Source organism: Desulfovibrio litoralis DSM 11393 (assembly GCF_900143255.1).
In the GTDB taxonomy this organism is placed as follows: domain Bacteria; phylum Desulfobacterota; class Desulfovibrionia; order Desulfovibrionales; family Desulfovibrionaceae; genus Frigididesulfovibrio_A; species Frigididesulfovibrio_A litoralis.
Map to the genome: position 1 here is coordinate 30,960 of NZ_FRDI01000006.1, position 24,488 is coordinate 55,447.

At 36.9% G+C, this 24,488-nt stretch carries 20 protein-coding genes; 14 read left to right on the forward strand and 6 right to left on the reverse strand.

What is annotated here, in order from left to right:
* Nucleotides 1-94 precede the first annotated feature (94 nt).
* A complete protein-coding gene (locus tag BT999_RS07330; protein WP_072697137.1) occupies nt 95-1,645 on the reverse strand; it encodes a YifB family Mg chelatase-like AAA ATPase in 1,551 nt (516 codons plus the stop codon).
* Between the two features lie 197 nt (nt 1,646-1,842).
* Between BT999_RS07330 and BT999_RS07335 the strand changes: the two genes are divergently transcribed.
* Nucleotides 1,843-2,292, forward strand: coding sequence for an acyl-CoA thioesterase (locus tag BT999_RS07335; RefSeq protein ID WP_084650637.1), 450 nt, complete (start codon nt 1,843-1,845; stop codon nt 2,290-2,292).
* Nucleotides 2,293-2,387: 95 nt separating this feature from the next.
* Here BT999_RS07335 and infB read toward each other — a convergent pair whose 3' ends face one another.
* From infB to BT999_RS07355, 4 genes are all read right to left on the reverse strand, one after another.
* Nucleotides 2,388-5,411 carry a translation initiation factor IF-2 gene (gene infB, locus BT999_RS07340; protein WP_425429659.1) on the reverse strand — a complete coding sequence of 1,008 codons (3,024 nt, stop codon included), beginning with the start codon at nt 5,409-5,411 and terminating at the stop codon, nt 2,388-2,390.
* A 364-nt stretch (nt 5,412-5,775) separates the two neighbouring features.
* Nucleotides 5,776-6,126, reverse strand: coding sequence for a YlxR family protein (locus tag BT999_RS07345; RefSeq protein WP_072697139.1), 351 nt, complete (start codon nt 6,124-6,126; stop codon nt 5,776-5,778).
* A 23-nt stretch (nt 6,127-6,149) separates the two neighbouring features.
* Complete coding sequence (gene nusA / locus BT999_RS07350; RefSeq protein ID WP_084650638.1) at nt 6,150-7,481, reverse strand: transcription termination factor NusA; 1,332 nt, start codon at nt 7,479-7,481, stop codon at nt 6,150-6,152.
* Nucleotides 7,482-7,528: 47 nt separating this feature from the next.
* Complete coding sequence (locus BT999_RS07355; protein WP_072697140.1) at nt 7,529-8,182, reverse strand: LSm family protein; 654 nt, start codon at nt 8,180-8,182, stop codon at nt 7,529-7,531.
* Between the two features lie 1,211 nt (nt 8,183-9,393).
* On the opposite strand from BT999_RS07355, the gene BT999_RS07365 reads away from it, so the two are divergent.
* From BT999_RS07365 to rffA, 13 genes are all read left to right on the forward strand, one after another.
* A complete protein-coding gene (locus BT999_RS07365) occupies nt 9,394-10,434 on the forward strand; it encodes a toxin-antitoxin system YwqK family antitoxin (protein WP_072697142.1) in 1,041 nt (346 codons plus the stop codon).
* Between the two features lie 197 nt (nt 10,435-10,631).
* Complete coding sequence (locus tag BT999_RS07370) at nt 10,632-11,555, forward strand: glycosyltransferase family 2 protein (RefSeq protein WP_072697143.1); 924 nt, start codon at nt 10,632-10,634, stop codon at nt 11,553-11,555.
* A 351-nt stretch (nt 11,556-11,906) separates the two neighbouring features.
* Nucleotides 11,907-13,685 (forward strand): TDP-N-acetylfucosamine:lipid II N-acetylfucosaminyltransferase family protein, encoded by a 1,779-nt coding sequence (locus tag BT999_RS07375; protein WP_072697144.1) that lies wholly within the window; start codon nt 11,907-11,909, stop codon nt 13,683-13,685.
* Nucleotides 13,686-13,748: 63 nt separating this feature from the next.
* Nucleotides 13,749-14,459: a WbqC family protein gene (locus BT999_RS07380; protein WP_218587509.1), complete on the forward strand. Its 711-nt coding sequence runs from the start codon at nt 13,749-13,751 to the stop codon at nt 14,457-14,459.
* Nucleotides 14,460-14,496: 37 nt separating this feature from the next.
* The gene (locus BT999_RS07385; RefSeq protein WP_072697145.1) at nt 14,497-15,195 is read left to right on the forward strand and encodes a class I SAM-dependent methyltransferase; all 699 of its coding nucleotides are present in this window, start codon (nt 14,497-14,499) and stop codon (nt 15,193-15,195) included.
* Nucleotides 15,195-16,163, forward strand: a complete 969-nt coding sequence (locus BT999_RS07390) for a class I SAM-dependent methyltransferase (RefSeq protein WP_072697146.1) — start codon at nt 15,195-15,197, stop codon at nt 16,161-16,163. Before BT999_RS07385 ends, BT999_RS07390 begins: the two co-directional genes overlap by 1 nt.
* A gap of 3 nt (nt 16,164-16,166) precedes the next feature.
* Nucleotides 16,167-17,117: a glycoside hydrolase family protein gene (locus tag BT999_RS07395; protein WP_072697147.1), complete on the forward strand. Its 951-nt coding sequence runs from the start codon at nt 16,167-16,169 to the stop codon at nt 17,115-17,117.
* The gene (locus BT999_RS07400; RefSeq protein ID WP_072697148.1) at nt 17,114-17,785 is read left to right on the forward strand and encodes an acetyltransferase; all 672 of its coding nucleotides are present in this window, start codon (nt 17,114-17,116) and stop codon (nt 17,783-17,785) included. The genes BT999_RS07395 and BT999_RS07400 overlap by 4 nt, the downstream gene beginning before the upstream one ends.
* Before the next feature lie 2 nt (nt 17,786-17,787).
* The gene (locus tag BT999_RS07405; RefSeq protein ID WP_072697149.1) at nt 17,788-18,027 is read left to right on the forward strand and encodes an acyl carrier protein; all 240 of its coding nucleotides are present in this window, start codon (nt 17,788-17,790) and stop codon (nt 18,025-18,027) included.
* Entirely contained in the window at nt 18,017-18,757 is a 741-nt protein-coding gene (locus BT999_RS07410; protein WP_072697150.1) for an SDR family NAD(P)-dependent oxidoreductase, read from the forward strand. Before BT999_RS07405 ends, BT999_RS07410 begins: the two co-directional genes overlap by 11 nt.
* Nucleotides 18,758-18,781: 24 nt before the next feature.
* Complete coding sequence (locus tag BT999_RS07415) at nt 18,782-19,642, forward strand: formyltransferase family protein (protein ID WP_178139331.1); 861 nt, start codon at nt 18,782-18,784, stop codon at nt 19,640-19,642.
* Nucleotides 19,639-21,189 (forward strand): AMP-binding protein, encoded by a 1,551-nt coding sequence (locus BT999_RS07420; protein ID WP_072697152.1) that lies wholly within the window; start codon nt 19,639-19,641, stop codon nt 21,187-21,189. The genes BT999_RS07415 and BT999_RS07420 overlap by 4 nt, the downstream gene beginning before the upstream one ends.
* Nucleotides 21,190-21,317: 128 nt before the next feature.
* Entirely contained in the window at nt 21,318-22,472 is a 1,155-nt protein-coding gene (gene rffA / locus BT999_RS07425; protein WP_072697153.1) for a dTDP-4-amino-4,6-dideoxygalactose transaminase, read from the forward strand.
* A 267-nt stretch (nt 22,473-22,739) separates the two neighbouring features.
* Here the strand turns inward: rffA and BT999_RS07430 are convergent, their stop codons facing one another.
* Nucleotides 22,740-24,455 carry a hypothetical protein gene (locus BT999_RS07430; RefSeq protein WP_072697154.1) on the reverse strand — a complete coding sequence of 572 codons (1,716 nt, stop codon included), beginning with the start codon at nt 24,453-24,455 and terminating at the stop codon, nt 22,740-22,742.
* Nucleotides 24,456-24,488: the final 33 nt, after the last annotated feature.

Here is a 24,488-nt window from a genome sequence, read left to right on the forward strand (position 1 = left end):
GCTATCTGTTAATTGTTTAATTATATATAAATGTATAGCAAAAAAGAAATCACACTGCAATTAATATATTAAAACTAATAACACTATAAAATAACTATATCATTCTCTCTCGATCAAGAGTTCGGCAACTCACGGCTTCGGCGAGGTGTTCTATTTTTATCTGATCAACTTCGGCTAAATCGGCGATAGTGCGAGAAATTCTTAAAATCCGAGTATAAGCTCTGGCGGACAAGCCTAAGGTTTGAACCGCCTGTTTTAAAAATTTATGCCCGTCGGCTTCAAGTTTACAATATTTTTCTAAGGCATGGCCCGATAAATCAGCATTCGTCGGGTTAAAATTCTTTGCACTGGCCTGTTTCGTATAGCGTTCTTTTTGCAACTTTCTCGTTTTAATAATACGTTCTCGCATTTCAGCCGAGCTTAAACCCGGTTTTTTTGAAGCCAATTCATCATAAGGCACAGCAGGCACTTCAATATGCATATCAATACGATCAAGCAAGGGGCCAGACAGGCGACTGCGATAACGCTGAATGGCAATAGGCGTACAAGTGCAATTATGGCGGGGGTCGGTCATATAACCACAAGGACAAGGGTTCATCGCCGCTACTAACATAATGCGTGCGGGATAGCTTAAACTTTGGCTAGAGCGAGTAATAGTTACATGCCCATCTTCAAGCGGTTGGCGTAAAACCTCCAAGGCTTGTTTTTTAAATTCCGCAAGTTCATCTAAAAATAATACGCCTCTATGAGCGAGCGAAACTTCACCGGGACGAGGATAAGCACCGCCCCCAACTAAACCAATATCTGAAATAGTGTGGTGAGGGGAGCGAAAGGGGCGTTCTATCACCAAGCCAAAACCCGGCTGAATAAGCCCTGATACGCTATGTATTGTGGTTACTTCTAAGGCTTCATCAAAAGTCAAAGGAGGTAAAATTGAGGGAATACGCTGAGCGAGCATGGTTTTTCCACTGCCCGGAGGTCCTAAAAACAATAAATTATGACTGCCGGCAGCGGCAATTTCAATAGCTCTTTTGGCGTGTTCTTGACCTTTAACTTCGCTAAAATCAGGGGCAAAAGGCATGGCATTTTCTAAACCAACAGGCATTTGCGTCGCCCAAGCTTTAAGTTCTTTTTCTCCATTTAAAAAATCAACGGCTTCTTTAAGATTATGTATTCCATAAACTGCTAAACCTTCAACAATAGCTGCTTCTGGAGCATTTTGAAAAGGCACGAGCAAGCCCCTCGCCCCTTCTTTTCGTGCTAAAACAGCCATTGGCAAAATACCGTTAACTGGGGTTAAATCTCCCGAAAGCGAAAGTTCCCCGGCGATAAAATAACCTCTTAAATTTTCAGGTGAAATAATTCCATTAGCACTGAGCAAGGCTAAAGCGAGTGCAAAATCATAAGCACTTCCGTCTTTACGCCTATCAGCAGGTGAAAGATTAACGGTTATTTTAGCGGAAGCGAGCTTAAAACCCGCATTTCGCAAGGCGGAAAAAACCCGTTCTCGTCCTTCTCTAACCGCATTATCAGCTAAACCAACTAAAGAAAAAGACGGCATACCTTGGCGACTAAGGTCAAGCTCAAGGTCAACTCTAAAAGCTTCAACTCCGGCTAAAGCAGCACAAGCAAGGCTAACAATCATAGTTATTTCTTATGGGTTAGAGGGTTGAGTTTGTTGGGTTTAAAAGCTCGATTACTTAATTTAACTTTCACTTAATCCCTATTTATTCCCGCTACAAACTTGCTATATATTTTTTTGAACTTTTCTGCTAAAATATTTATCTTAAAAGCCAGTCTTGTAAACTATAATTTTAACGGCTTAACTTTATCGGAGCTTTTATGACAAATTCAAACAATAATCACGGCGAACTGCTCGAAAAAACAGACTTTCCCAAGACACAATGTTGGATAACCCACCGTGTTTCTTATGGCGAAACCGATATGATGAATGTGGTATATTATGCAGAATACTTACATTATTTTGAAAGAGCCCGCAACGAATTAATTCGTAACAGCGGCTTAAGCTATAAAGAATGCGAGCTTAGAGGGCTTTTTTTACCTGTTCGAGAAGCGAATTGTCGTTATCGCTCTTCGGCGAGATATGACGATTTATTACAAATCAGGGTCGGTATTTCCGAATGGAACAAGGCGTCGCTAAAATTTATCTATGAAATTTATGACGAAACAAAAACAAAACTGCTCGCTACGGGCTTCACTCTCCACGCTTGTGTTAACGCCGAGTCTAAGCCTATTGCCGTTCCCACTTGGCTTAAAGAATTATTTAGTTAAAAAAACTTACTCGTTAATGAACATAAATAAAAAACCCGCTTGAAGCTTTTAAGGCTTAAGCGGGTTTTTTGGTTTTATATTAGTAGAATAAAGAGTTAGAGCTTTGCGGCTTCTTCAACAGTTTCAAATGCTTCAATAACATCAGAAGCTTTAATATCATTAAAGTTTTCTATGCTAATTCCACACTCGTAACCTTTTAAGACTTCACGCACGTCATCTTTAAAGCGTTTTAGAGAGCTGATTTTGCCTGTATGAACGACAATACCGTCTCTTAAGAGGCGAATACCTGCGTTGCGTGTGATTTTTCCGTCAATAACGAAACAACCTGCAACCACTCCCGCCTTAGGCAGGCTAAAGGTTTGACGCACTTCTGCTTGTCCGAGATAAACTTCTTTACTAACGGGTGCGAGCATTCCTTCCATCGCACTGCGTACTTCTTCAACCAATTTATAGATAATGTCATAGAAACGGATTTCAACATTTTCATTTTCGGCAACTTCTTTAATTTTCGCCGTCGGGCGTACGTTAAAGCCGATAATAATTGCTGATGAAGCGGCCGCAAGCATAATATCTGATTCGGTAATTGCTCCGGTTCCGCTATGAATAACCTGTACTTTAACTTTTGCCGTAGCAAGTTTAAGTAAGGCATCGGTGATCGCTTCCAAAGAACCATGCACATCAGCTTTAACAACCAAGTTGAGCGAAAGGGCTTCAACTTCGTCAGGGCGACGAGCAAGGAAAGTCTCAAGGGTAACCTTACTTTCTTTGGCGAGGTCTTTCTCTCTTTGTTTATTTCCACGAGTTTCAGCAATACGACGAGCTAATTTTTCATCAGTCAAACAAACAAATTCTTCTCCGGCCTCGGGTACTCCGTCAAAACCTTGTACCACAACAGGTGTAGAAGGACCGGCCTCTTTGATTGCCTTACCTTTATCATCAAACATAGCACGCACTTTACCGCTCAACACGCCACAAACGAAAGTATCACCGACTTTTAAAGTTCCCTGTTGAATTAAAACAGTACCTAAAGCTCCGCGTCCTTTATCTAGGCGAGCCTCGACAATATGTCCTCTTGCCAATTTATTTGGATTGGCTTTAAGTTCCATTATCTCTGCTTGTAGAGCGAGTAATTCCATAAAGTCATCAAGACCTTGGCGAGTCTTTGCCGAAACATAAGAATAAGTCGTTGTTCCGCCCCAATCTTCAGGCACAAGTTCAAGCTCGGAAAGTTCTCGTTTAATGCGATCAGGATCAGCGGTTTCTTTATCCATTTTGTTGACGGCAACCATAATAGGAACATTAGCAGCCTTGGCATGGTTAACGGCTTCTCTGGTTTGTTCCATAACGCCGTCATCAGCCGCAACAACCAAGACAACGATATCGGTAATTTGAGCACCTCTGGCACGCATTGAGGTAAACGCTTCGTGGCCCGGGGTATCAAGGAAAACGATTTCGCCTTTTTTGGTTTTTACATGATAAGCACCGATGTGTTGGGTAATTCCGCCTGCTTCACCTGCGGCAACCGTCTCTTTGCGGATTGCGTCAAGTAAGGACGTTTTACCGTGGTCAACGTGTCCCATAATCGTAATAACCGGAGGACGCTGTTGAAAATCTTCAGGATTTTCGGCACTTTCGTCAACCAATAAAATATCTTCGGAGTAACCGACCTTTTCAACTTCATAGCCAAATTCGGCGGCAACAACGGTAGCTGTTTCTATATCAAGCGTTTGGTTAATTGTCGCCATAACGCCAAGACCGAATAATATTTTAATTATTTCTCCGGCTTTTAAGCCCATTTGGTGAGCTAAATCAGAAACTCTAATAAATTCATCAACCTTAATTTTACGCTTAACGGCTTTAAGTGGTTGAGTGGAAACAGGTTTAATCTCACGACGCTTATTTTTTTGTCTGCGTCCCAAGTGATTTAACGCACTGTCATCTCCGTCCATATGTTTTTTCTTACGACCAAATTCCTCAGAAAAATCAACGGTACGTTTATCTTTATTGCGTCTTTTTTTATTTTCAATATCCGCACCAACCGCAGGTGCAAAAGGTGCAGAATTTGGACGAGAGCCACCGGGGCGAGAAACGCCAGGGCGAGTTCCACCGGGACGTTGGCGATTGTCTCTTGAATCTGCATCTTTGTCTTTATCTACAAAGCCACCCGGGCGAGGAGCATATCCTCCGGCAGGGCGGGGGGTATAACCACCGGCACCTGCAGGACGAGGAGTATAAGCACCCGCAGGGCGATCTCCCGCAGGGCGAAAAGGTCTGTCTCCGGCTGGGCGAAAAGGACGATCTCCGCTCGGGCGATCTCCGGCAGGGCGATCTCCGGCAGGGCGATCTCCGGCAGGGCGAAAAGGTCTATCTCCCGCTGGGCGGTCTCCTGCTGGGCGATAAGGCCTGTCTCCCGCAGGGCGATCTCCGGCTGGGCGATAAGGTCTGTCTCCCGCTGGGCGATCTCCGGCTGGGCGATAAGGTCTGTCGCCACTCGGGCGATCTGAGCTATTTCGTTGAGGACGTTCACCCTGATTATTATTTTGTCGTCCGCGTCCTGCGTTATCATATCCCGGTCTGTTCCCGGAATGATGTTGCGACCTGTTGTTTTCTCCGCCTTGCCTGTTCCCAGATGCTGACGCTGGGGCTGAGGCTTGAGTATCTTGTGCTTGAGGGCGCGAAATAACTTTTACGGTAGGAGTGGAAATTTCAGGTTTATTGGCTTTTTTAGGTCTGTTGTGCGTTTCGTCTTTTTGTTCCGCATGAGACGCTTGGTTGGCTACAGAGGCCTTGTGTGTGTCGTCATGGGCGTTTGCACTGATATTTTCAAAATTTTTATCGGTTGCTTTTTCACCTGTGTGATTTGCAGTAGGTTCAGTTGCTTTATTTTGAGTTTGAGGAGACTCAACTTTTGAGGCAACGACTTCAGGCTGTGAGCTTTCGGTGTTTTGCAACGGTTTTATTTCACCGGGTTTGCTAATTACCTTAGCTTCGGCATGTTGTATTTTATTTTTTGCCTGAGCTTTTTTACTGTTGTTTTTTGAAGCCTCGGCAGTAGCTTTATCTTTTTTAGCAGGTTCATTGTTTTTAACCTTGCCTTTATTCGCATCAGCCTCAGGCACGGGGTTTTCTGTTCCGCGTCGTCTAACTTTTATATTGCGACTTGCTTCTATTTTTTTAGCTTCTATGTGAGCATTAATATTGCTGATATCTTCGGGCTTGAGCAAAGAATTAACACTTTTTGCCGGGATTTTTAGTTCCTTACATATTCCAAGTAATCTCTGTTCATCTTCTTTTATTGATGAAGCGAAATCTTTAACCTTAACCTTATCTTCACTCATGTATAACCCCTTTTGCTCCCGGCATTATTCAACAACAGTGTTTTTAAACTCACTCTGATGATAAATATTAGCTTTATTAAACTTTTGCTTTTATTGCCAAATATAACAGTATTATTTGTATTTTAATCTGATATGTTATTTCATTTTAAGTTTTATTTTGTGTTTTTGTTTTATGTTTGTAATGAAAGAGTTTTTTGAAACAGTTTTCATTATTGCAAAGATAATAACCGCGTCCTGTAAGAGTTTTTGTTTGATCAAAAACAAATTCTCCGACTATTTCGGTATTATCCGTTATTGTAAAGCCTTTTTCAAGGGCAGATCTCAATAAAACAAAACGCTTTAAATTGTTTTTTTCCAAACAAAGCCGACAGATAATACAAGTACGCATGGCAACATGATGTTTTTTATCATCTTTATTCTCAATATCAACAGAAGTACAAAACGCTTGTGGTTTTATATTTTGTAGATTGTGTGAATTGTTTTCTGAATATTGCATAGCTGTGGGCAGTTTAAGATTAATTAAGACGCTTCTTTTCTGGGTCTGTCTTTTTTCTTATTGTTAGGTTTTTTATTGTTTTTCTTATTACCTTTGGGTTCGGTTGGGCCGCTGTTAAGTTCAACAAACTCAGAACGCACAAAGTTTAAGGCATTACGCAACTCAGTTAAAGTTTCGTCATTGATGTTCAAGCTTTCTTTGATGCTTGCATCATCAGTATTGTGTAAAAGTTCAAGGTTGTTATAACCTGCTCCGAGTATTGCTTCTAGGTTAAGCCCTGCCATATTTGCGATTTGTTCAAGTCCTTTGATATGACCGGCTTCGTTATAGCGAGATTCGGTGAAAATATCTATTTTCCAACCGAGTAATTTAGAGGCAAGTTTAACGTTTTGTCCCTTACGCCCAATAGCATTGGTTAATTGGTCATCAGGCACAATGACTTCTAACAAGTTATTGTCTTCGTCAACAATAATTCTAGAAATTACCGCAGGAGCTAAAGCATTTTTTGAATATGTGGCAATATCCGGGCTCCAAACAACAATATCAATTCGTTCGCCACGTAATTCTTGGACAATATTTTGAATTCTTGCACCACGAATACCAACGCAAGCACCCACAGGATCAACATCACGGTCTTTACTCATAACCGCTACTTTGGCACGAGAACCGGGATCACGAGAAACCGCCATGATTTGAACGGTTCCGTCATCAACCTCAGGCACTTCACGGCGGAATAAAGCCGCCATATAGTCTCTGTGAGATCTGGAAATTAAAATTTGAGGGCCGCGAGCTTCTTTGTAAACATCAAGAACAACAGCCTGAATACGGTCATTGCGTTTAAAGTGTTCACGAGGAATTTGTTCTTCTCTTGGTAAGATAGCTTCGGTGCGTCCAAGGTTAATAACCCAGCCACCCTTATCACGACGTTGAACCATACCGCTTACGATTTCGTTTTTACGGTCTTTATATTCTTCATAAATCAAGCTTTGTTCAGCATCACGCATTTTTTGGATAATAACTTGTTTAGCCGATTGAGCGGCAATACGTCCAAGGTCTTCTATTTTGAGTCTAAAGCCCATTTCGTCATCAAGCTGAACGCTCGGGTCGTGTAAACGTGCGGCTTCAAGGTCTATTTCTCTATTAGGGTCATCGATTTCTTTAACAACGATTTTAAATTGATAAACTTCCATCTCGCCTGAGTCTTCGTTTAAACTCACTTCAATATCTATATCATCACCATATTTACGCACAACGGAAGTGCGTACGGCTTCTTCAAGCGTAGTTACCAAAACATGGCGTTCGATGCCTTTATCTTTACTGATTTGTTCAATGGCTTTTTTTAATTCGAGGCTCATTTCCCCCTCCTTTTTCAGACTTTCACTAAAACCCAAACGAGCTTAACTTATTTATTGTGTTTTTTACCTTTTTGTGCCTCAAAATCATAAACCAAATTGATTTTTTTTATATTTGACCAGGCAAGTTTTAAAACCGATGGTTCCGCCTGAGAAGACGGAGCGTCAGCTGGTAAAAAACTTACACTTTCGTCAGCACTGTTTAAATCGACACTTAATACTTTTCCGATAAAATTTTTACGCAGTTTATATTCAGTCATTGCTGTTTTAAGTGTTAAATCAAAAACTTGTCCTATATAAGGAAGAATTTGTTCCGCTTTAAAAAAGCTACGCTCAAGCCCCGGAGAAGAAACTTCTAAAGTATAGGCATCATCAATTAAATCAGCCTCTTCAATTTCAAAGCCGAGTTGTTTTGAAATTAAGGTGCATTGATTAACCGTAACCGCATTGCCTAATTGTGTTTCTGCTTGGGTCTCTGATTGTATTTCGGTTAAGCAAGGGGTATTTTCTTCATCTTTTGGAAGAGAGGCGGCCTGTTGAATATTTTGTTGAATATTTTGTTGAATATTTTGAGGTGTTTCAACATAAAGCCTAACAAGCAGGCGGCCGGCACCGGTTAACTCAAGCCCCCAAACTTCTAAGCCTTGAGCTTTTACGAAGGGTTCAGCCATCGTTAAAATTTGAGCATGTAAAGGATTTTGCATAGATAACAATAAAAAACCTTATAGGGAACTTTTAAATATTTGTCTCGCTATTTCGCTAAAAGACACTATTTTTCATAAAGCCCTAAAAATAAAATTACTAGATTAATAAAACAAAAAAAGGGAGGTCTTGTTCGACCACCCCGTTTATGCCGTCATGTGGCTACACAGGATGCGTTAATAATTTTAAATAAGCTTAATAAAATCATTAACTCGCATAACAAAAAAACAAGACAAAACAATCAACTGAAAAGCGTTTCGCTCTTGTCTTGTATTAAACTTATTTTGCTAAACTTACCCTTTTTAGAACGAAGTTACAAGCTTGTCAAGTTTTATATAAAAAAATATGCAAAAGTTTTTTTATAAAAGTATTGTAAAGCGAAATTTTAGAAAGCTTGATACTTATTCATAAAGAGAGTGAAAATAAGAGAATTTGACTTTAAATAATACGCTTGGTACTGCTTTTAAGTGATATAAATCAGTTGTTTTATAGTTAATAAATAATTGTTTAAGGAATATTTTTATTTAAACCCTATACTTTTTTTACGAAATAAACCCGTCTGCGTCGCCTCATATATTTATAATAAAACTTGTTTTTATTATAATCTATTTATTCTCACCCCATACTTTTATGAAATAAACATCTTTGCGTCGCCAGTAACAACAGCATTATGCAATGAAAAGGAAACATACTCCCATGAAATAAACTTTATTTGGGTCGCCTCCGACTATTCATATAATAAAATTACATTTTTATTATAACTTTATTATTTAAACTTCATACTCCCACGAAATAAACTTTATTTGGGTCGTCTCATATCTCTATAATAAAACTTGTTTTTATTATAATCTATTAAAAAACTAACGCTCCCACGAAATTAAGTTTGTTGGTCGTCTCCGACGGGCACGGGGAAAATGTTTTCCCCTTTGCATTCCCGCCATAAGGGGCTAGTCGCCCCTTAACCCCACGACGCATCACGCATTAGTTGATGCCTATCGGCATCAAAAGTTTAAACGCACGTTAGCCCCTTTTGATGGCGATTTTATCCTCATGATTTTGTTCACTGTCCCTAAAATAGATCCATTGTAAAAGAAACACTTTTAGCCAACAACACCACTAACAAAAGAACAGTTGGAAAATTGGCAAGATTTAGATAAACTTAAGTGTAATTAGATTGAACTACTGTAAATTATTAAAAAATTAAGGAGCTTTTATGAAATTATCTTCTTTTGCCCTAACTGTTTGTTTAGTGTTTTGTTTCTGCTTTAATACGCCAAAGGCTTTTGCTCAAGATGCCTGCCCTTTAACCGAGGCAGAAATTAAGAAAGATAAAAAATTTGAGATGATTGGTACCGAAACAATTGGGGAAAATAGAGAATATAAAGTAGATGACAATACTGTAATTCCGCTTGAAAAAGAGCAACACTTCAATGTCTATGAATCTGAAAAAAAAGATTGTTTTTATGGACAAAATGAAAAGTTGGCATTTGAAATACCTATTTTACAAGAAAAAGAAAAAGGCATTGCCAGAGTATACTATCCAAGCGGAGAGCTTTTTGTGGAGTCTCCCATGCAAGGGGAAGAACAACATGGCGTTGAAAAACGTTATTATCCCAAAGGAAAGCTCAAGCAAGAAACTCCATATAGTAACAACAAGAAAGAAGGAATTCAAAAATATTATTACGAAGACGGAAGCATCTCAACAGAAATTCCCTATGTAAACAATAAACAAGACGGTGTTGAAAAGTCATATTATGGATATGGAAAAGTTAAAGATGAAATTCCATATGTTGCCGGAAAAATCGAGGGAATTAGACGACATTATCAACATGACGGCACTCTTGAATCAGAAAAAACTTATGTCAACGATAACGAAGAAGGAATCCAAAAACATTATCACGAAAATGGAAAGCTTTTTTATCAAACGTCCTATGTCGCAGGTAAACAAGAGGGAATTGCGAAAATCTACCATGAGAGCGGAAAGCTATCAGGAGAAATACCTTGGGTAGCAGACAATAAAGAAGGGATTATGAAATTATACTGTGAAAACGGTAGATTAATAGTAACCATAACATTCTCTGATAATGAAGCTGTTAGCGGACTTATTTATAACACCGATAAGTCAACAACAACACTAACAACAGAACAATTGGAACATTGGTGGGTTTTAGAGAACCTTGAATGTAACATTGAATTGAACCATTATAAGCTGTTCACGTCTACAATAAGACTCTTGAAAAAGAAAAACTTCTAGTCCACAACACCGCTAACAAAAGAACAATTGGAAAATTGGCAAGATTTATATAAACTTGAGTGTAATTAATGAGGTTGCTTTTGAGCAAAATAGTATTTACATATAATGCTTATTTACGCTCCGGTGAAATATATTCGCAATGAGCTGAACTTTGTTTTTAGAAAGCAAACTAACTTTGATTTTAAATAGGAATAGCCATGTCAAAAACTCTTCTGACTATAATAATGCCGACTTACAACAAGGTAAAATATATTCGTAAGGCTTTGAATTCTGTCTTTAAACAACAAACCAACTTTGATTTTAAGGTTATTGTTGCAGATGATGCCTCTTCAGACGGCAGTGTAGAAATCGTGCAAGAGTTTATGGAGAAATATCCAGATAGAATCACGTTACTTTGTTCTGAAAAAAATCAAAAATTGTTTGCTAATGTGTTGCGTGCTTATAAAATAACTAAAACCGACTACTTTTGTGTTTTAGATCCTGATGACTTTTGGGTAAATAAGAATTTTTTACAAGATGCAATAGATTTTTTAGAAGCTAACAAAAACTTTACTATTTATGGAAACAACTCATTGGTACAACACCAAAACGGTGAGAATATACCTTTTATAAACACAAGACTACAACAAACAACCATAAGTTTAGAGTCGTTAACCGAAGGCTCTCCATTCTTTTTTACAGCGACTTCCGCAACCGTTTTCCGAAATGTTATTTTTAAAGAAGGCGTGCCACAGAAAATGATAGATGCTATTGAGACTCCGGCGGCAATTTCCTTTAGAGGAGATAGTTTTAGGAACTTTATTCATCTAGAGCGGGGGCAAATGTTCTTTCATAATACCATAAGTTCCGTCTATTGCATGACCGGTGATGGGATTTGGACAGGTTTAGATGTGATTGAACAAAATAATCTGAATGTGCAATTTTTTGTAGATCTATACTTGTATTTCGACAAAAAATATGTTTTCTTTGGTTCGATAGCTAAAAACCTATGCTTAAGCACATATAAAGAATTAAAAGAAAGCAAACAACCGGATACTAGCAAACAAGCACAATTTGAAGAAGTTTTGCGATTATATGACATGATATGCGAATATGTTGGTCCTTGTGATCAACCCCGGTAGTAACAAGCAATATAATGATAATTTTTTTAGCCCGTTATAAGGTTAAATAGCAATTTTTAAGATGTGTAAGCTCACGTTTAGGTGAAATTCAGATAGCTTTAAATTCAGACAATGATCCATTACCCTACACCGCTTTATAAGCAAGGGGCATATCAAAAATTATCTAGTCAAAGATATTTAATGTCCGAACAAATTTAACGAGAGGGGTTGTCATTACCTAAATTCTGTTTTGACCGATAATGCAGTTAGAAGTTGTTAGGATACTAAATGATTATAAATAAAATATTATTATTTGTTCCGGTTATGAATTTTAAAAATTAATCAAGTTATATCAATAGGAATATTTCGCAAATGAATGTATCAAATAATCTAATATCTGTAATAATTCCAGCATATAACCATGAACTATATATTGCAACAACGATAAAATCAATTATTGCCCAGAGTTATAAAAATATTGAGCTTTTAATTATAAATGATGGATCAACAGATCGTACATGGAATGTCATTCAGAGTTTTGCAAAAAAATGTGAAAACAGGTTTGTCAGGGTTGTTTTTGAAACGCAAAACAATTTAGGTAGATATGAAACATTAAATAAATTACTTAATCTTGCTCAAGGGAAATATGTCTATTTAATTGCGTCTGATAATATTGCAAAGCCACAAGCACTAGAAACTTTACATAATTTTTTAGAAAATAATGAAGGTTATGCTCTTGTTGCTGGTGATAATGAATATATTGATGGTAAAGGTCAGACTTTGGTTATTGGTGATCCTTATAACCGTGATATATCAACTGGATTTATTTATAATACCTTGGGGCAATATTTACCCCAGAACCGTCCAGATGTGGATTTTCTCTCTTCTGATTTTGAGATTTTTAAGAACCTGCTTAAAGGTAATTCTATTCCGAATGGTTATCTAATTCGTAAAAGTATTTTTGAGCAGATTGTTTTTTTTACAAAAGAAGCTCTCCTTAAAGACAACGACTTGATGCTTAAAATTTCACAACAGAGTAAGTTGAAATATTTAGACGAAATACTTTTTTCGTATCGTATTCATGGTGAAAATATCTCAACAAAAAGTGTGATGCTATATCCCAATAAATATTGTGTGCATTTAATGTTTGATAGTAAGCAAGCTGCGGATATTATTGAGTTCATCAACGCTACGTTTGATTCGCAAGAACATGTTTTTTTTGTTTTACCTTATAATGATACAAAAGGTATAACAGAACAGCACTCTAATGTTTTCTTTATCAACGATGATCTGGTTGCAAATGATCCGATGTTTTTGGGTGTTATGGAAAAAGCAAAAAAAATTATCCTGCAGGGTATGTTTTTTTATGAATATATGCAGTTTTTGTGGGTAAATAGGGAATTGTTACCCAAGACTACGTGGGTGGTTTGGGGTGGAGATTTAGCAGAAGCACCAGTTGATGAACTAAGGATAAACTTAGTACAAAATATGGGTAGAATAATTGTTGGATCTAGTGCAGAAAAAGATTTAGCTAAAACAAAGTTTAACGTTGTTGCAGATAAATTGTCAGGTGGACCAGATCAACAAGGATTTGCCTTGGAACTTGATTCTTTATTTATAAACAAAAGGAAACACGCAGGACATAATATTTTAGTTGGACATAGTGCATCTAAACAGCTTAACCATATAGAAATATTGTGTTTGCTACAAAAATGTTTTGGAAATGAAGATATTTCAATATACTGCCCGTTAAATTATGGAGATATGCAATATGCTGAGAGTGTCAAACTAGTTGGCAAAAATTTGTTTGGTGAAAAATTTACGAGCATTGATAAAAAACTTGATATTCAACAGTACATGACATTACTTAATGATATGGACGTAGCGATTTTTCCACAAAAACGCCAACAAGCCTTTGGCACAATGCGTATCCTTTTATATCTTGGTACAAAGATTTACTGTGAACCCTTAGCAGGTAGTAGTGAAATCATTCAAGATGCTGGTGGTATAATTTATGATATAAATACTATAAAAGATATAAGTTTTAGCGAATTTATTATAAACCCCACAATAGAAAAAAACCGACAAGCGATTAAGCCATATTTAGACAATACAATTGCACGCAAAAACTACAGTGATATATGTTACTAAAGATTAAAGAATTACCTAAAAAATATTTTCAGCTGGGTTTAACCCTCTATATCGGTGTATTTAATGTCAGATTTTAATATGAAAAAAGTAGCGATCCTTCAATCAAATTATATTCCATGGAAGGGATACTTTGACATGGTTGCTGCCGTTGATGAGTTTATAATTTATGACGATATGCAGTATACTCGTAGGGACTGGCGCAACAGAAACCTTATAAAGACTGCCCAAGGTTTACAGTGGCTGACGGTTCCTGTTGTCGTAAAAGGGCAATATGAACAGACCATAAAAGATACAAAAATTGAAAACTCTAGTTGGCAAGGTAAACACTGGAAAACATTTTTGCATCAATATAAAAAATCTTTATGTTTTAAGGAAATATCTGATTGGCTTGAACCTTTGTATATTCAAGAAGAATATACCCATTTGTCTCAACTTAACCAAAAGTTTATTCAGGCTATATGTAGCTATTTAGGCATTAAAACAAAGATAACCTGTTCCTGGGATTATACACTGGTTGAGGGTAAAACTGAGCGACTAGCTGATTTGTGTAAAAAAGCTGGTGGAACGGAATATATCTCTGGCCCAGCCGCAAAAGGATATATAATCCCAGATATTTTTGAGGAATATAACATTAAGTTGACATGGTTTGATTACATTGGCTATAAAGAATATCCACAGTTGTATGGTAATTTTGAACACGGCGTGAGTATACTTGACTTGCTGTTCAATTGTGGCAAAAACTCTGCTAATTATATGAGATTTGTGAATATATGAAGCCTTTGTTGAAAAAATAAACAAAGCCGGAGACATAATGTTACAAGATAAACAAGTTGGGGAAAACTATGAAAAGTTTTACGCTCAAAGAAGCAGAGGAAAACTCTACCCCACAGAGTTTGTAGTAAGAACTTTTTTAGCTAACTATCCTAACCTTAACTTCTCCAAACTTCCAATTGGTGCAAGTGTGCTTGACATTGGTTTTGGTGATGGAAGAAACACTTTTTTCTTGTGCGAACAGGGCTTTGCTGTCAGTGGGGTTGAATTAACTGAAGGCATTAACACTCAATTAAAAAAACGTTTAAATAAAGTCGGGCTAGATGCAGATTTGCAGGTAGGGCACAACAGTGCAATTCCTTTTCCCAATGCTTACTTTGATTGTATACTTGCTTGTCATAGTTGCTATTATTGTAATGAAGAGCAAACATTTCATGACAATATGCAAGAATACAGTCGTGTGTTGAAGCCTAATGGTTACTTAGTTGCTTCTATTGCTAAATCTGATTCATATATTTTTAAAAATGCTATCCGCAATGCAGACGGAACATTTACTATCAACAATGATCCATATGGTAATCGCAATGGCTATAGGCTACATGCTTTTGTAAATAGTGAAGAAGCAGAGCGTATGCTTTCGTCGTATTTTAAAAATTTTTCGTTTGGGGTTGCTCAAAATGATTATTATGGAATAGATGAACGGTTGATATGGGTTGTTTGTCAAAAAAGGATGATTTAATGAAAAAGAATACTTACTGTTGTCCTCAAAAAGAGTGTAATCACACTGTTCTTAATGAGGTAGATAACGAATTGCGTTGTGGAAATGGTCATTCTTATATGTATGCTTCTGGTACGACTATTCCTATTTTTGCAAAAGCAGATGATAATATTAATGAGTACACAGTAAATGATGCTGTTGAAATGCACGATAATGCTTTAAATTGGCTGTTTGCTACTTTTAATGAAAAAGAGCACCATTTGCGTACACGTATGGTTAATCGTTTGCAATTAAAGAAAGGTGATACTGTCCTTGTTACAGGAGCTGGGGCGTGTAATGACTTGCCATTTATAGTTAATTCTTTAAATGGGAGTGGGGAAATATATGCACAAGATATTTCAGAACAAATGCTTCTAGTTGGAGCAAAACGTTACCAAGAAAACAGCGTGAGTTCAGAGATAAAAGTATTTTTTTCTGTTAGTGACGCAACGTCTTTACCGTTTAGTGATGAATTCTTTGATGCTGCGTATCATTTTGGTGGTATCAATTTGTTTGATGACATAGAGTTAGGCATTTCAGAAATGAGCCGGGTAGTGAAGTGTGGCGGTAAAATCGTAATCGGGGATGAGGGTTTAGCTCCGTGGTTGCAAAAAACAGATATCGGTAAAATGCTCATACAGAATAATGCACTTTATGCGTTTACGCCTCCATTGCAATTTTTGCCTAGAAATGCACAAGAAGTTAAATTAACGTGGGAGTTATCAAACTCTTTTTACTGTATTGAATTTATAGTTGGAGCAGAACCTGTTGTTAATTTAGATATTAAACATGTTGGATTGCGTGGTGGTAGTATTCGTACTAGGTATTTGGGACAGCTAGAAGGCATTAATCCTGAATTGAAAGATAAAATATATGCCGAGGCTGCGGCACGGGGTATTAGTCGAGTCGATTTTTTAGAATCACTTTTATATAATTCTCTTGGAGAATAAGAAATGCCTTTGAATTATGTTTTTAATTACACAAAGCCTTTTCCATGGAAAAAAAAAGGACTTCTTTTTCAATCCAATATTGACGGGCTTTCGCATGGATCACACCCATGTGCTATCCATTATAAAGATGACATTTTTATTTTAGCCTTTACAATGAGGGATTACAAACAGCGTTCACAAATATTTTTATCATATGCGAGAGTATCAAATGGTACAATTGAGCTACTTGGAGAGCCAAAATTAACATTAAGTTATGGAGAACCTGGCTATTTTGATTGTGACGGAGTTATCAGCGGTGCCTTTGTTAAAAACAATGATAGTATTTATTTGTACTATGTTGGCTGGCAAAATTTACCCGAAAAAATGTGGATTTGCGATACTGGGAGAGCCATCTTAAACCCACACACACTAACTTTAGAAAAAGAATTTACAGGTCCAGTGCTTGGGCGAGATAAAACTAACCCTTTATTTGCTGCGGCAACAGCTTTTTATATAAAAAATGGATTGTGGCATACTTGGTATAACTCAGGCATAAGTTGGGAAAGAACGAAAGAAGGTTGGCATCATAAATACGGCTTTCATCATGCGGAATCAACTGATGGTGTGAATTGGGTTTGTGATACAAAAATGTGCATCCCTTTTGCAGACGAGTATGAGTATGCGTTTGGGCGCCCTAGTGTATATTTTTATAACGGGACTTACAACATGTGGTTTGCTCATAGGGCGACAAAGTACATATCAACGTATAGAATTGGCTTTGCTAGTTCAAAAGATGGCATTCACTGGAACAGAAATGATTCGATTTCTGGACTTGATGTCTCTCCCTCGGGTTGGGATTCTGAAATGGTTTGCTACCCCTATGTTTTTGAGCATAAGGATATTCTTTATATGCTATATAATGGAAATGGTTACGGTAAAACCGGATTTGGGCTTGCCGTATTGGAGGAAGAATGAAAAAAGTTATTCTTGCTGGAAACGCTGTTACGGCAGAAATTATTTATGACTATCTTGCCAATGACTCAAGGTATCACGTGGTTGCTCTTACCGTTGATGATGAGTATATAGAGACTGCGACACTCAAACAGGTTTCCTCTATTGGACTTTCAAAAATCGTGCAAGAGTATTCTCCTAATGAATATACTGTGATCATGGCAATGGGCTATGATAATATTAACCGAGTTCGCGAATCCATGTTTACACGTTTAAAAGAGCTTGGATATTCAATTGAAACTTATATTCACCCAGATGCAAAAGTGTACACACATTTTCCTATCGGAGAAGGGACATTAATATTTCCTGGGGCTGTGGTTGAACCTTTTTGTCATGTTGGCGATAATTGTATGATCTGGTGTAATACTACGGTTGCACACCATTCACGTATTGACAAAAACTGTTGGTTGGCTGCGGGAACCGTTATCTCTGGCAAGGTACACCTGATGCAAAACAGTTTTTTGGGTGTGAATTCAACGATTGTTAATAATATTACAGTCGGTGCCTATAATCTTATTGGCGGTTCAGCCTTTATTAGCAAAAATACAAAGCCCAACACAGTACACCTTGCTCGCTCGGCAGAACAGTTGAGATACAGTTCTGAAGACTATGCCAAATATTTTGGAGTATAAATATGAATGATCGCTTAAAAGAACTTTTGGCAGAGGTGTTTTCTCTTCGCCTTAGAGAAATTGTGCCAGAGTTAACTAAAGAAGATGTTGGAAGTTGGGATTCTTTAAAGCAAATGGATTTGGTCGTGTCTCTTGAAAGAGAATACAATATTGAATTGGAAATTGTGGATATTATACGCATGGTAACAGTTTCCGATATAATAGCTGTTTTGACGGATAAAGGAGTAAACCTTGAAGCTTGAGCAAGCTAAAATATTAGTAACGGGAGGGGCACAAGGGCTTGGTTATGCGATTGCAACACACTTGCAATCATGTGGGGCATTTGTGATTATTGCAGATTGTAATGCAGAAGCACTAAAAAACTTGCCAAGCACATTTGAGTTGCATGCCCTTGACGTAACCTCTCCGGAACAAGCCCAAAGAATTGCTAAACACATTGTTGCAGAGCATGGACATATTGATGTTTTGGTAAATAATGCTGGCGTAATTTTTAGCGAGCCCTTTGTTAATATTATGAATCCACAAAATATGATGCATGATTATCAACGTTTTTCTGACTCTCTTAAAGTTAATCTCGACTCTGTGTTTATTATGACTTCTGCTGTAGTAGAACAAATGGTCTTAAAACGTACCAAGGGCGTGATTATTAATATCAGTTCAATTAGTGCACACGGTAATGAGGGCCAGACAGCCTATTCCGCAGCTAAAGCAGGAGTAAATGCTATGACAGCAACGTGGGCAAAAGAATTGGGACGATATGGAATTCGTTGTAATGCAGTTGCACCAGGTTTTATAGGTACCGATTCAACAAAGAAATCTCTTTCCGAACCTATTTTGAAACATATTATGAGTAACACACCACTAAGACGACTCGGTGAACCATATGAAGTGGCTAAAGCGGTAGCTTGTCTTATAGAAAACGACTTTATTAATGGTGCTATTTTGCCCGTTGATGGTGGATTGGTTATTTAGATGAGGGATAGGCAATTTGTATTTGTGGGTAACAGACGTTTTGTTTTAGAGGAAATGTGTGCTACAGGGGTTAATTTAAAAAAAGTCTTTGTTGTTGCTAATACCCATTTAGAACGAGACTTGAAAAATGGTTTTTTATCTTTGCCTTGTCATTATATTATTATAAATAATAAACAAGAATTGTTGTACCACCTTTCAGCGATGTCTTTTGATATTTTAGTATCTAATGGATGTCCTTATATTTTGCCTATATCACAAATGCCTGTTGCAAAATATGTAAATATTCATCCCTCTTGTCTTCCTGATTTACGAGGAGTAGATCCCGTTATAGGGGCAATCCTTTTTGAAAAAAATTCTGGAGCTACTTGTCATATAATGGATGATGGTGTTGATACAGGAGACATAATATCTCAAGTAAGCATACCTTATAATGAAAATCTTGATGTTACTACTTTGTATCAGTTAAGTTTCTGTGCTGAAAAACAAGCTTTTAGAGATGCACTGTTGCTTAAGTTTCAGGCTCAATATGCACAAAAGTCAAGAGATAGTGATATTTATTATAGTCGAAAACCAGAGGATAGGGTTATTACTTTTAAAGAAGAAAATAATTTTATTTTGCGTAAAATTAAAGCTTTTAATAATAGGACACAAGGGTGCTTGTTTTTAGTTAACAATAAAAATTATATTGTTTTCCGTGCTGAAATTCTAACAAATTGTTTTTTAACAGATTATATGCAAAAATTTATGGAAGGTATTGTTGCATTTAGCTATGAAAATAGCATTCTTTTTAAGAAAGATAATGAAATATTAAGATTTAGTGATATTTCATTTAACAATAACCCAGCAATTCTAGTTGGGGACAAGATTTTTGAGGTTCAGCTATGAATACACATTATTATAACCTTGGAGTATATGTTAAAGACATACTTAATAGTTTTAGTGATAATTTTGCTTTATGTTATCCTGAGCGTAAAATCACCTATAAAAATTTATCTGCTCAGGTTGAACGCCTCGCACAATTGTTAATTCAAAAAGGTTATAAACGAGGCGATGTTATTGCTATTGGTCATAATAAACAACCGTTATCTTATGCCCTCATGTTAGCAGCTCTAAAATTAGGTATGCCATATGTGTGTTTAGATGTCGCTTCACCGGTACAAAGGTTACAGTATATTTTAGAAACTAGTGGTGCAGTGTTGCTTGCATATGATGATATTTCATATGAAATGTCTATGTGCGAACTCTCAACATCGCACAAATGTCCATTAGTCTTACTTTCAGAAGATATTCTGCCAACAGTTTCAATTAAACAGCAATCTCAAATAGATGAATTGGTAAAACAGGTAGATGGGGCAACAATTGCGTATATAATGTTTACATCAGGATCTACTGGCAAACCAAAGGGTGTTGCTGTAACACATCAAAATGTTTTACATTTTATAGAATGGGGGAAGACTTGTTTTTCCATCACTCCAAAAGATAATTTTGCTAATATTAGCCCAATGTATTTTGACAACTCTGTTTTTGATTTTTTTGTGGGGTTATTTTCAGGTGCATCATTAAGCCCAATCCCAAGAGAGTTATTAACAAAGCCATATGATCTGGTAAAATATGTGCATGATATGCAGTGTTCAATATGGTTTTCTGTTCCTTCGTTATTAATTTATCTTATGACCATGAAAGCTTTTGCAAAAGGATGCTTGCAAAACTTACGTAGTATTTCATTTGGGGGAGAAGGATACCCTAAAATAGAGCTTAAAAAACTTTATGACATATTTACAAACCAAGCCCAACTGGTTAACGTTTATGGACCAACTGAGTGTACTTGTATTTGTAGTGCCCATTACATCAGTGAGTCTGATTTTGAGGATATGGAAGGGCTACCAACTCTTGGGTATCTTAATCAAAATTTTGACTATTGTGTTGTTGATGATGATGGGGGTGAAAGCGATATTGGTGAACTTTGGTTAATTGGTCCAAATGTAGCCGCTGGTTACTTTAATGATATAGAAAAAACTAATAATGCCTTTCATACCTTGACGGATTCAAGGCGTTTTATGAAGCGTATGTATAAAACAGGTGATATAGTAAGAAAACACGAAGGACGCTTGTTTTTTGTAGGACGCAAAGATAACCAAATTAAACATATGGGATACCGTATCGAACTGGAAGAAATTGAACATGCGTTGATGAAAATCCCAAATGTTAGCCAAGCAGCTGTAATTTATAATAAAACTAATACTGCATATGGCAAGTTAATTTCTTTTGTAGCTTATTCTGGTCATCTTGATGCAAAGCAACTGCTTGTGGAACTGGCAACTCTTGTTCCTGAATATATGATTCCAAGTAAAATAGAGCTTATGGATAAACTTCCCAAAAACCCAAACGGCAAAGTGGATAGACAACATTTAATTGCCATTTTAAAACAATAATTGTTGATTTCATTAAAATGATTAGCAATGAAGAGTGCATTTTTAGTATTCGCATTCGTATAATGATTTTGAGGGTGATTATGCTTCATCTTGCACAAGAGAACTTTCATTTATAAGAGGTTAAGATTATGCAACAAACTCCAATTGTTTTCAATCGTCCTTATATGACAGGTAAAGAGCTTTATTATATTGCAGAAGCTCACTTTGGAGGCATGCTTGCCGGAGATGGCCCATTTACCAAACGTTGTAATGCTTGGCTTGAACAAAAAACAGGAAGTAGTAAAGCTCTATTAACCCATTCTTGCACTGCTGCCCTTGAAATGATGCCTTTGCTCCTTGATATAAAGGCTGGTGATGAGGTTATTATGCCCTCATTTACCTTTGTTTCAACGGCCAATGCCTTTGTTTTGCGAGGTGCAACGCCTGTTTTCGTGGATATTCGTGAAGATACTTTAAATATTGATGAGAGATTAATTGAAGATGCTATTACTGAACGTACAAAAGCTATTGTGCCTGTTCATTATGCCGGCGTTTCCTGTGAGATGGATACAATTTTGCAAATAGCCAAAAAACATGGGGTTGCGGTTGTCGAGGATGCTGCCCAAGGAGTTATGTCGAGTTATAAAGGACAAGCACTGGGCAGTATAGGGCATCTTGGAGCCTACAGCTTTCACGAAACTAAAAATGTTATTTCCGGTGAAGGTGGTGCTCTTTTAGTTAATGATTCAGCTCTGGCGATGCGTGCAGAAATCATTAGAGAAAAAGGTACAGACAGAAGCCGTTTTTTTAGAGGACAAGTAGACAAATACACTTGGCAAGAAGTTGGCTCATCTTTTTTACCGGGAGAAGTTATGGCTGCTTTCCTCTGGGCCCAACTTGAGGAGGCAGAACGAATTACTCAAAGGCGTATGCAGTGTTGGAATTATTATCATGAAATATTTGCACCGCTTGAAACAGAGGGGCTTTTGCGTCGCCCTATAATCCCGGAACATTGTACTCACAATGCTCATATGTACTACATATTACTTGAATCAACAAAAAACCGAACCGATGTTTTAAGTAAATTAAAAGATGCCGGTATTAATGCTGTGTTCCACTATATTCCGCTACACTCTTCTCCGGCTGGAAGGCAATTTGGAAGAGTACAAGGGGAGCTTGCAATGACTATAAAACAATCAGAATGTTTAATTCGTCTTCCTCTTTGGGTGGAGCTTGGTATAGGTGAACAAGAGTACATATTGAAAACTTTGAAAAAAATATTAAATGATACAACCAAGATATAGGCTTGGTATGTACAGAAAATATGGTGAATGGTGGTGGAAAATACTATATTTCTCGGTATCAGTGTAGCAAGAGCTATGGGAAACAGAGGAAAAGCTTAAAGCATTACGAGAACAACTAACGTCTGTACAAGAACGTGAAGAGTTGTTGAAGAAGTAACTTGAAATTGAGCAAGAGAGTAATCGAGAGCTAGAAAAAAGAATATTTTCTGCTGTAGAATAACAAGAAACAAAAAAGTCTTTTTGCTGAAATTTTTGTTAATAAACTCATTACTTAAGCATTTTTTGAATTGCCTCTTGTGTGGGTTCGATAAAAAACAGTTCTCTAAATTGAGTGGTCAATAATTCATGTTCGCTCGCTTTGGTTTGTTTGGCGAGTTTTTCTATTGCTTCAAGAAAAGTGTTTTTATTGTTAACGCGAACCCAAAGAATATTTTTTCCAAATTCGCCGAGATAATTAAGGCTGATATCTTCGTTATCTGTTTCATTATCAATGTGTACGGCAGGAACGCCGAGAGCTACGGCTTCGGTTAAGGCTCCAGAACCTGATCCGAGAACAAAGCTAAAGTCTGCAAAATTGTCGTATAAACTACCTTTGGCGAGAGTATATTTTTCAGGCAAAAGAGTTTGAAAATCTTGAATTTGCGTTGCGGGGTGAAAACGTAAACTAAAAGAAAATTCAGGGTGTAAAAGGCTTATTTCTTTAACAAAATTGAGAATAAGTCTTGTTTCGTCGGGGTGATAAGACAATAAAACCAAACAGCTTGTAAAAGCTTGAGTGTTGAGGCGTTTCCTTGCCAGTTTAAAATCTTCGTTTCGTAATTGTTTAAACAATTGGGCATAGCGTAACGATGCTCCAAGCTCCAGTTTTTGCACAAAGCTATTGGAATTTCCCAAAATATTCTCGTCCGGATTTTGACTAATAAAATATTTTCCTGAATACATAGTTATATCAGGGGCTAACCCCATTTTTGTTTCTAAGGCATCAGGATAACAATTTAATAAATTATGTGGAAAAATAAAAAGTTGCAGACCAATTATAGGCAAAGACTTTAGAGGGGCTTTGTTTGCCTGATTGTTTCTTGTGTTGTTGACAGGAATTAAACCTGAGGCTTGACGCAAGCCATAATAAAACGCTTTGTTGATGCTCTGATTTTCGTGCCAACTAATAAGTCGTGATTTTGACAGTAAGCTTTCATCTACATAAAGATTTAAAACTTGACCCAAACGCAAGCCAAATAAACGCCTCGCCTCCGGAATAAGATTACAATGCCCGAGGCTTTGCTTAAGGCTATCCAAAATATAAGGAATAGGCGAATCGTCGCTTTTATTGCGATATAACTCGCTTTGTTTTATTGTTTTGATTAAACGCAATAAACTAAAGGGAAATAAAGCGATATGTTTTAACAGACTCAAAAAATCAGAAAAGCTCAATAAATTTAAGTCTGTTAACGCCAAAAATGGAAGCTGTTCAAAGTCTTTTTGTTTACTTAAAATTTTAAAAGCTTGATAGATCTTCAAAGGGTTGCGAGAGCCATAAAGGCGAAAAATATAAATGCGTTGTAGGTTTTGAGCTTTTAAGTTGGGTAAATATGCCTCTTTGAAACATTTATCTTGAATGATTTTGGGAATTAACAAAAAAGTATCAATAAATAAAAAAGCTTGAGGGTTTTTATTTGTTTTTAATGAAAAAGTTTTAAAACCCGAAAGTTTTATTGCGAGCAAAGCTGTGAGTATAAAGGCTAAATGCCCAAGATTATTTAATAAATATTTTATGAACAAAAGCAATAAAGCGTAGTAAAAACGCCAACTTTTAGAGTTTGGGGAATGGGGCGGTTCTTTTAGCAAAAACTTTTTTAAAATATCATTATAGTTTGGTGCTTTTGACAAAACATGCGAAGAAATTAAACGCTCATCTTGCAATGCCGTTTCATTTATTTTTGTAAAAGCCTCAAACAAATCTTTTAAACGTCCGTTTAGTTTCATGAAGTTAAACTCTTTTTCAATTTGCTAAAACAA

Coding starts and splice junctions, on each gene's coding strand:
- BT999_RS07330 (WP_072697137.1), bottom strand. CDS start 1,645: ATGATTGTTAGCCTTGCTTGTGCTGCTTTAGCCGGAGTTGAAGCTTTT.
- BT999_RS07335 (WP_084650637.1), top strand. CDS start 1,843: ATGACAAATTCAAACAATAATCACGGCGAACTGCTCGAAAAAACAGAC.
- BT999_RS07345 (WP_072697139.1), bottom strand. CDS start 6,126: ATGCAATATTCAGAAAACAATTCACACAATCTACAAAATATAAAACCA.
- nusA (WP_084650638.1), bottom strand. CDS start 7,481: ATGAGCCTCGAATTAAAAAAAGCCATTGAACAAATCAGTAAAGATAAA.
- BT999_RS07355 (WP_072697140.1), bottom strand. CDS start 8,182: ATGCAAAATCCTTTACATGCTCAAATTTTAACGATGGCTGAACCCTTC.
- BT999_RS07365 (WP_072697142.1), top strand. CDS start 9,394: ATGAAATTATCTTCTTTTGCCCTAACTGTTTGTTTAGTGTTTTGTTTC.
- BT999_RS07370 (WP_072697143.1), top strand. CDS start 10,632: ATGTCAAAAACTCTTCTGACTATAATAATGCCGACTTACAACAAGGTA.
- BT999_RS07375 (WP_072697144.1), top strand. CDS start 11,907: ATGAATGTATCAAATAATCTAATATCTGTAATAATTCCAGCATATAAC.
- BT999_RS07380 (WP_218587509.1), top strand. CDS start 13,749: ATGTCAGATTTTAATATGAAAAAAGTAGCGATCCTTCAATCAAATTAT.
- BT999_RS07385 (WP_072697145.1), top strand. CDS start 14,497: ATGTTACAAGATAAACAAGTTGGGGAAAACTATGAAAAGTTTTACGCT.
- BT999_RS07390 (WP_072697146.1), top strand. CDS start 15,195: ATGAAAAAGAATACTTACTGTTGTCCTCAAAAAGAGTGTAATCACACT.
- BT999_RS07395 (WP_072697147.1), top strand. CDS start 16,167: ATGCCTTTGAATTATGTTTTTAATTACACAAAGCCTTTTCCATGGAAA.
- BT999_RS07400 (WP_072697148.1), top strand. CDS start 17,114: ATGAAAAAAGTTATTCTTGCTGGAAACGCTGTTACGGCAGAAATTATT.
- BT999_RS07405 (WP_072697149.1), top strand. CDS start 17,788: ATGAATGATCGCTTAAAAGAACTTTTGGCAGAGGTGTTTTCTCTTCGC.
- BT999_RS07420 (WP_072697152.1), top strand. CDS start 19,639: ATGAATACACATTATTATAACCTTGGAGTATATGTTAAAGACATACTT.
- rffA (WP_072697153.1), top strand. CDS start 21,318: ATGCAACAAACTCCAATTGTTTTCAATCGTCCTTATATGACAGGTAAA.
- BT999_RS07430 (WP_072697154.1), bottom strand. CDS start 24,455: ATGAAACTAAACGGACGTTTAAAAGATTTGTTTGAGGCTTTTACAAAA.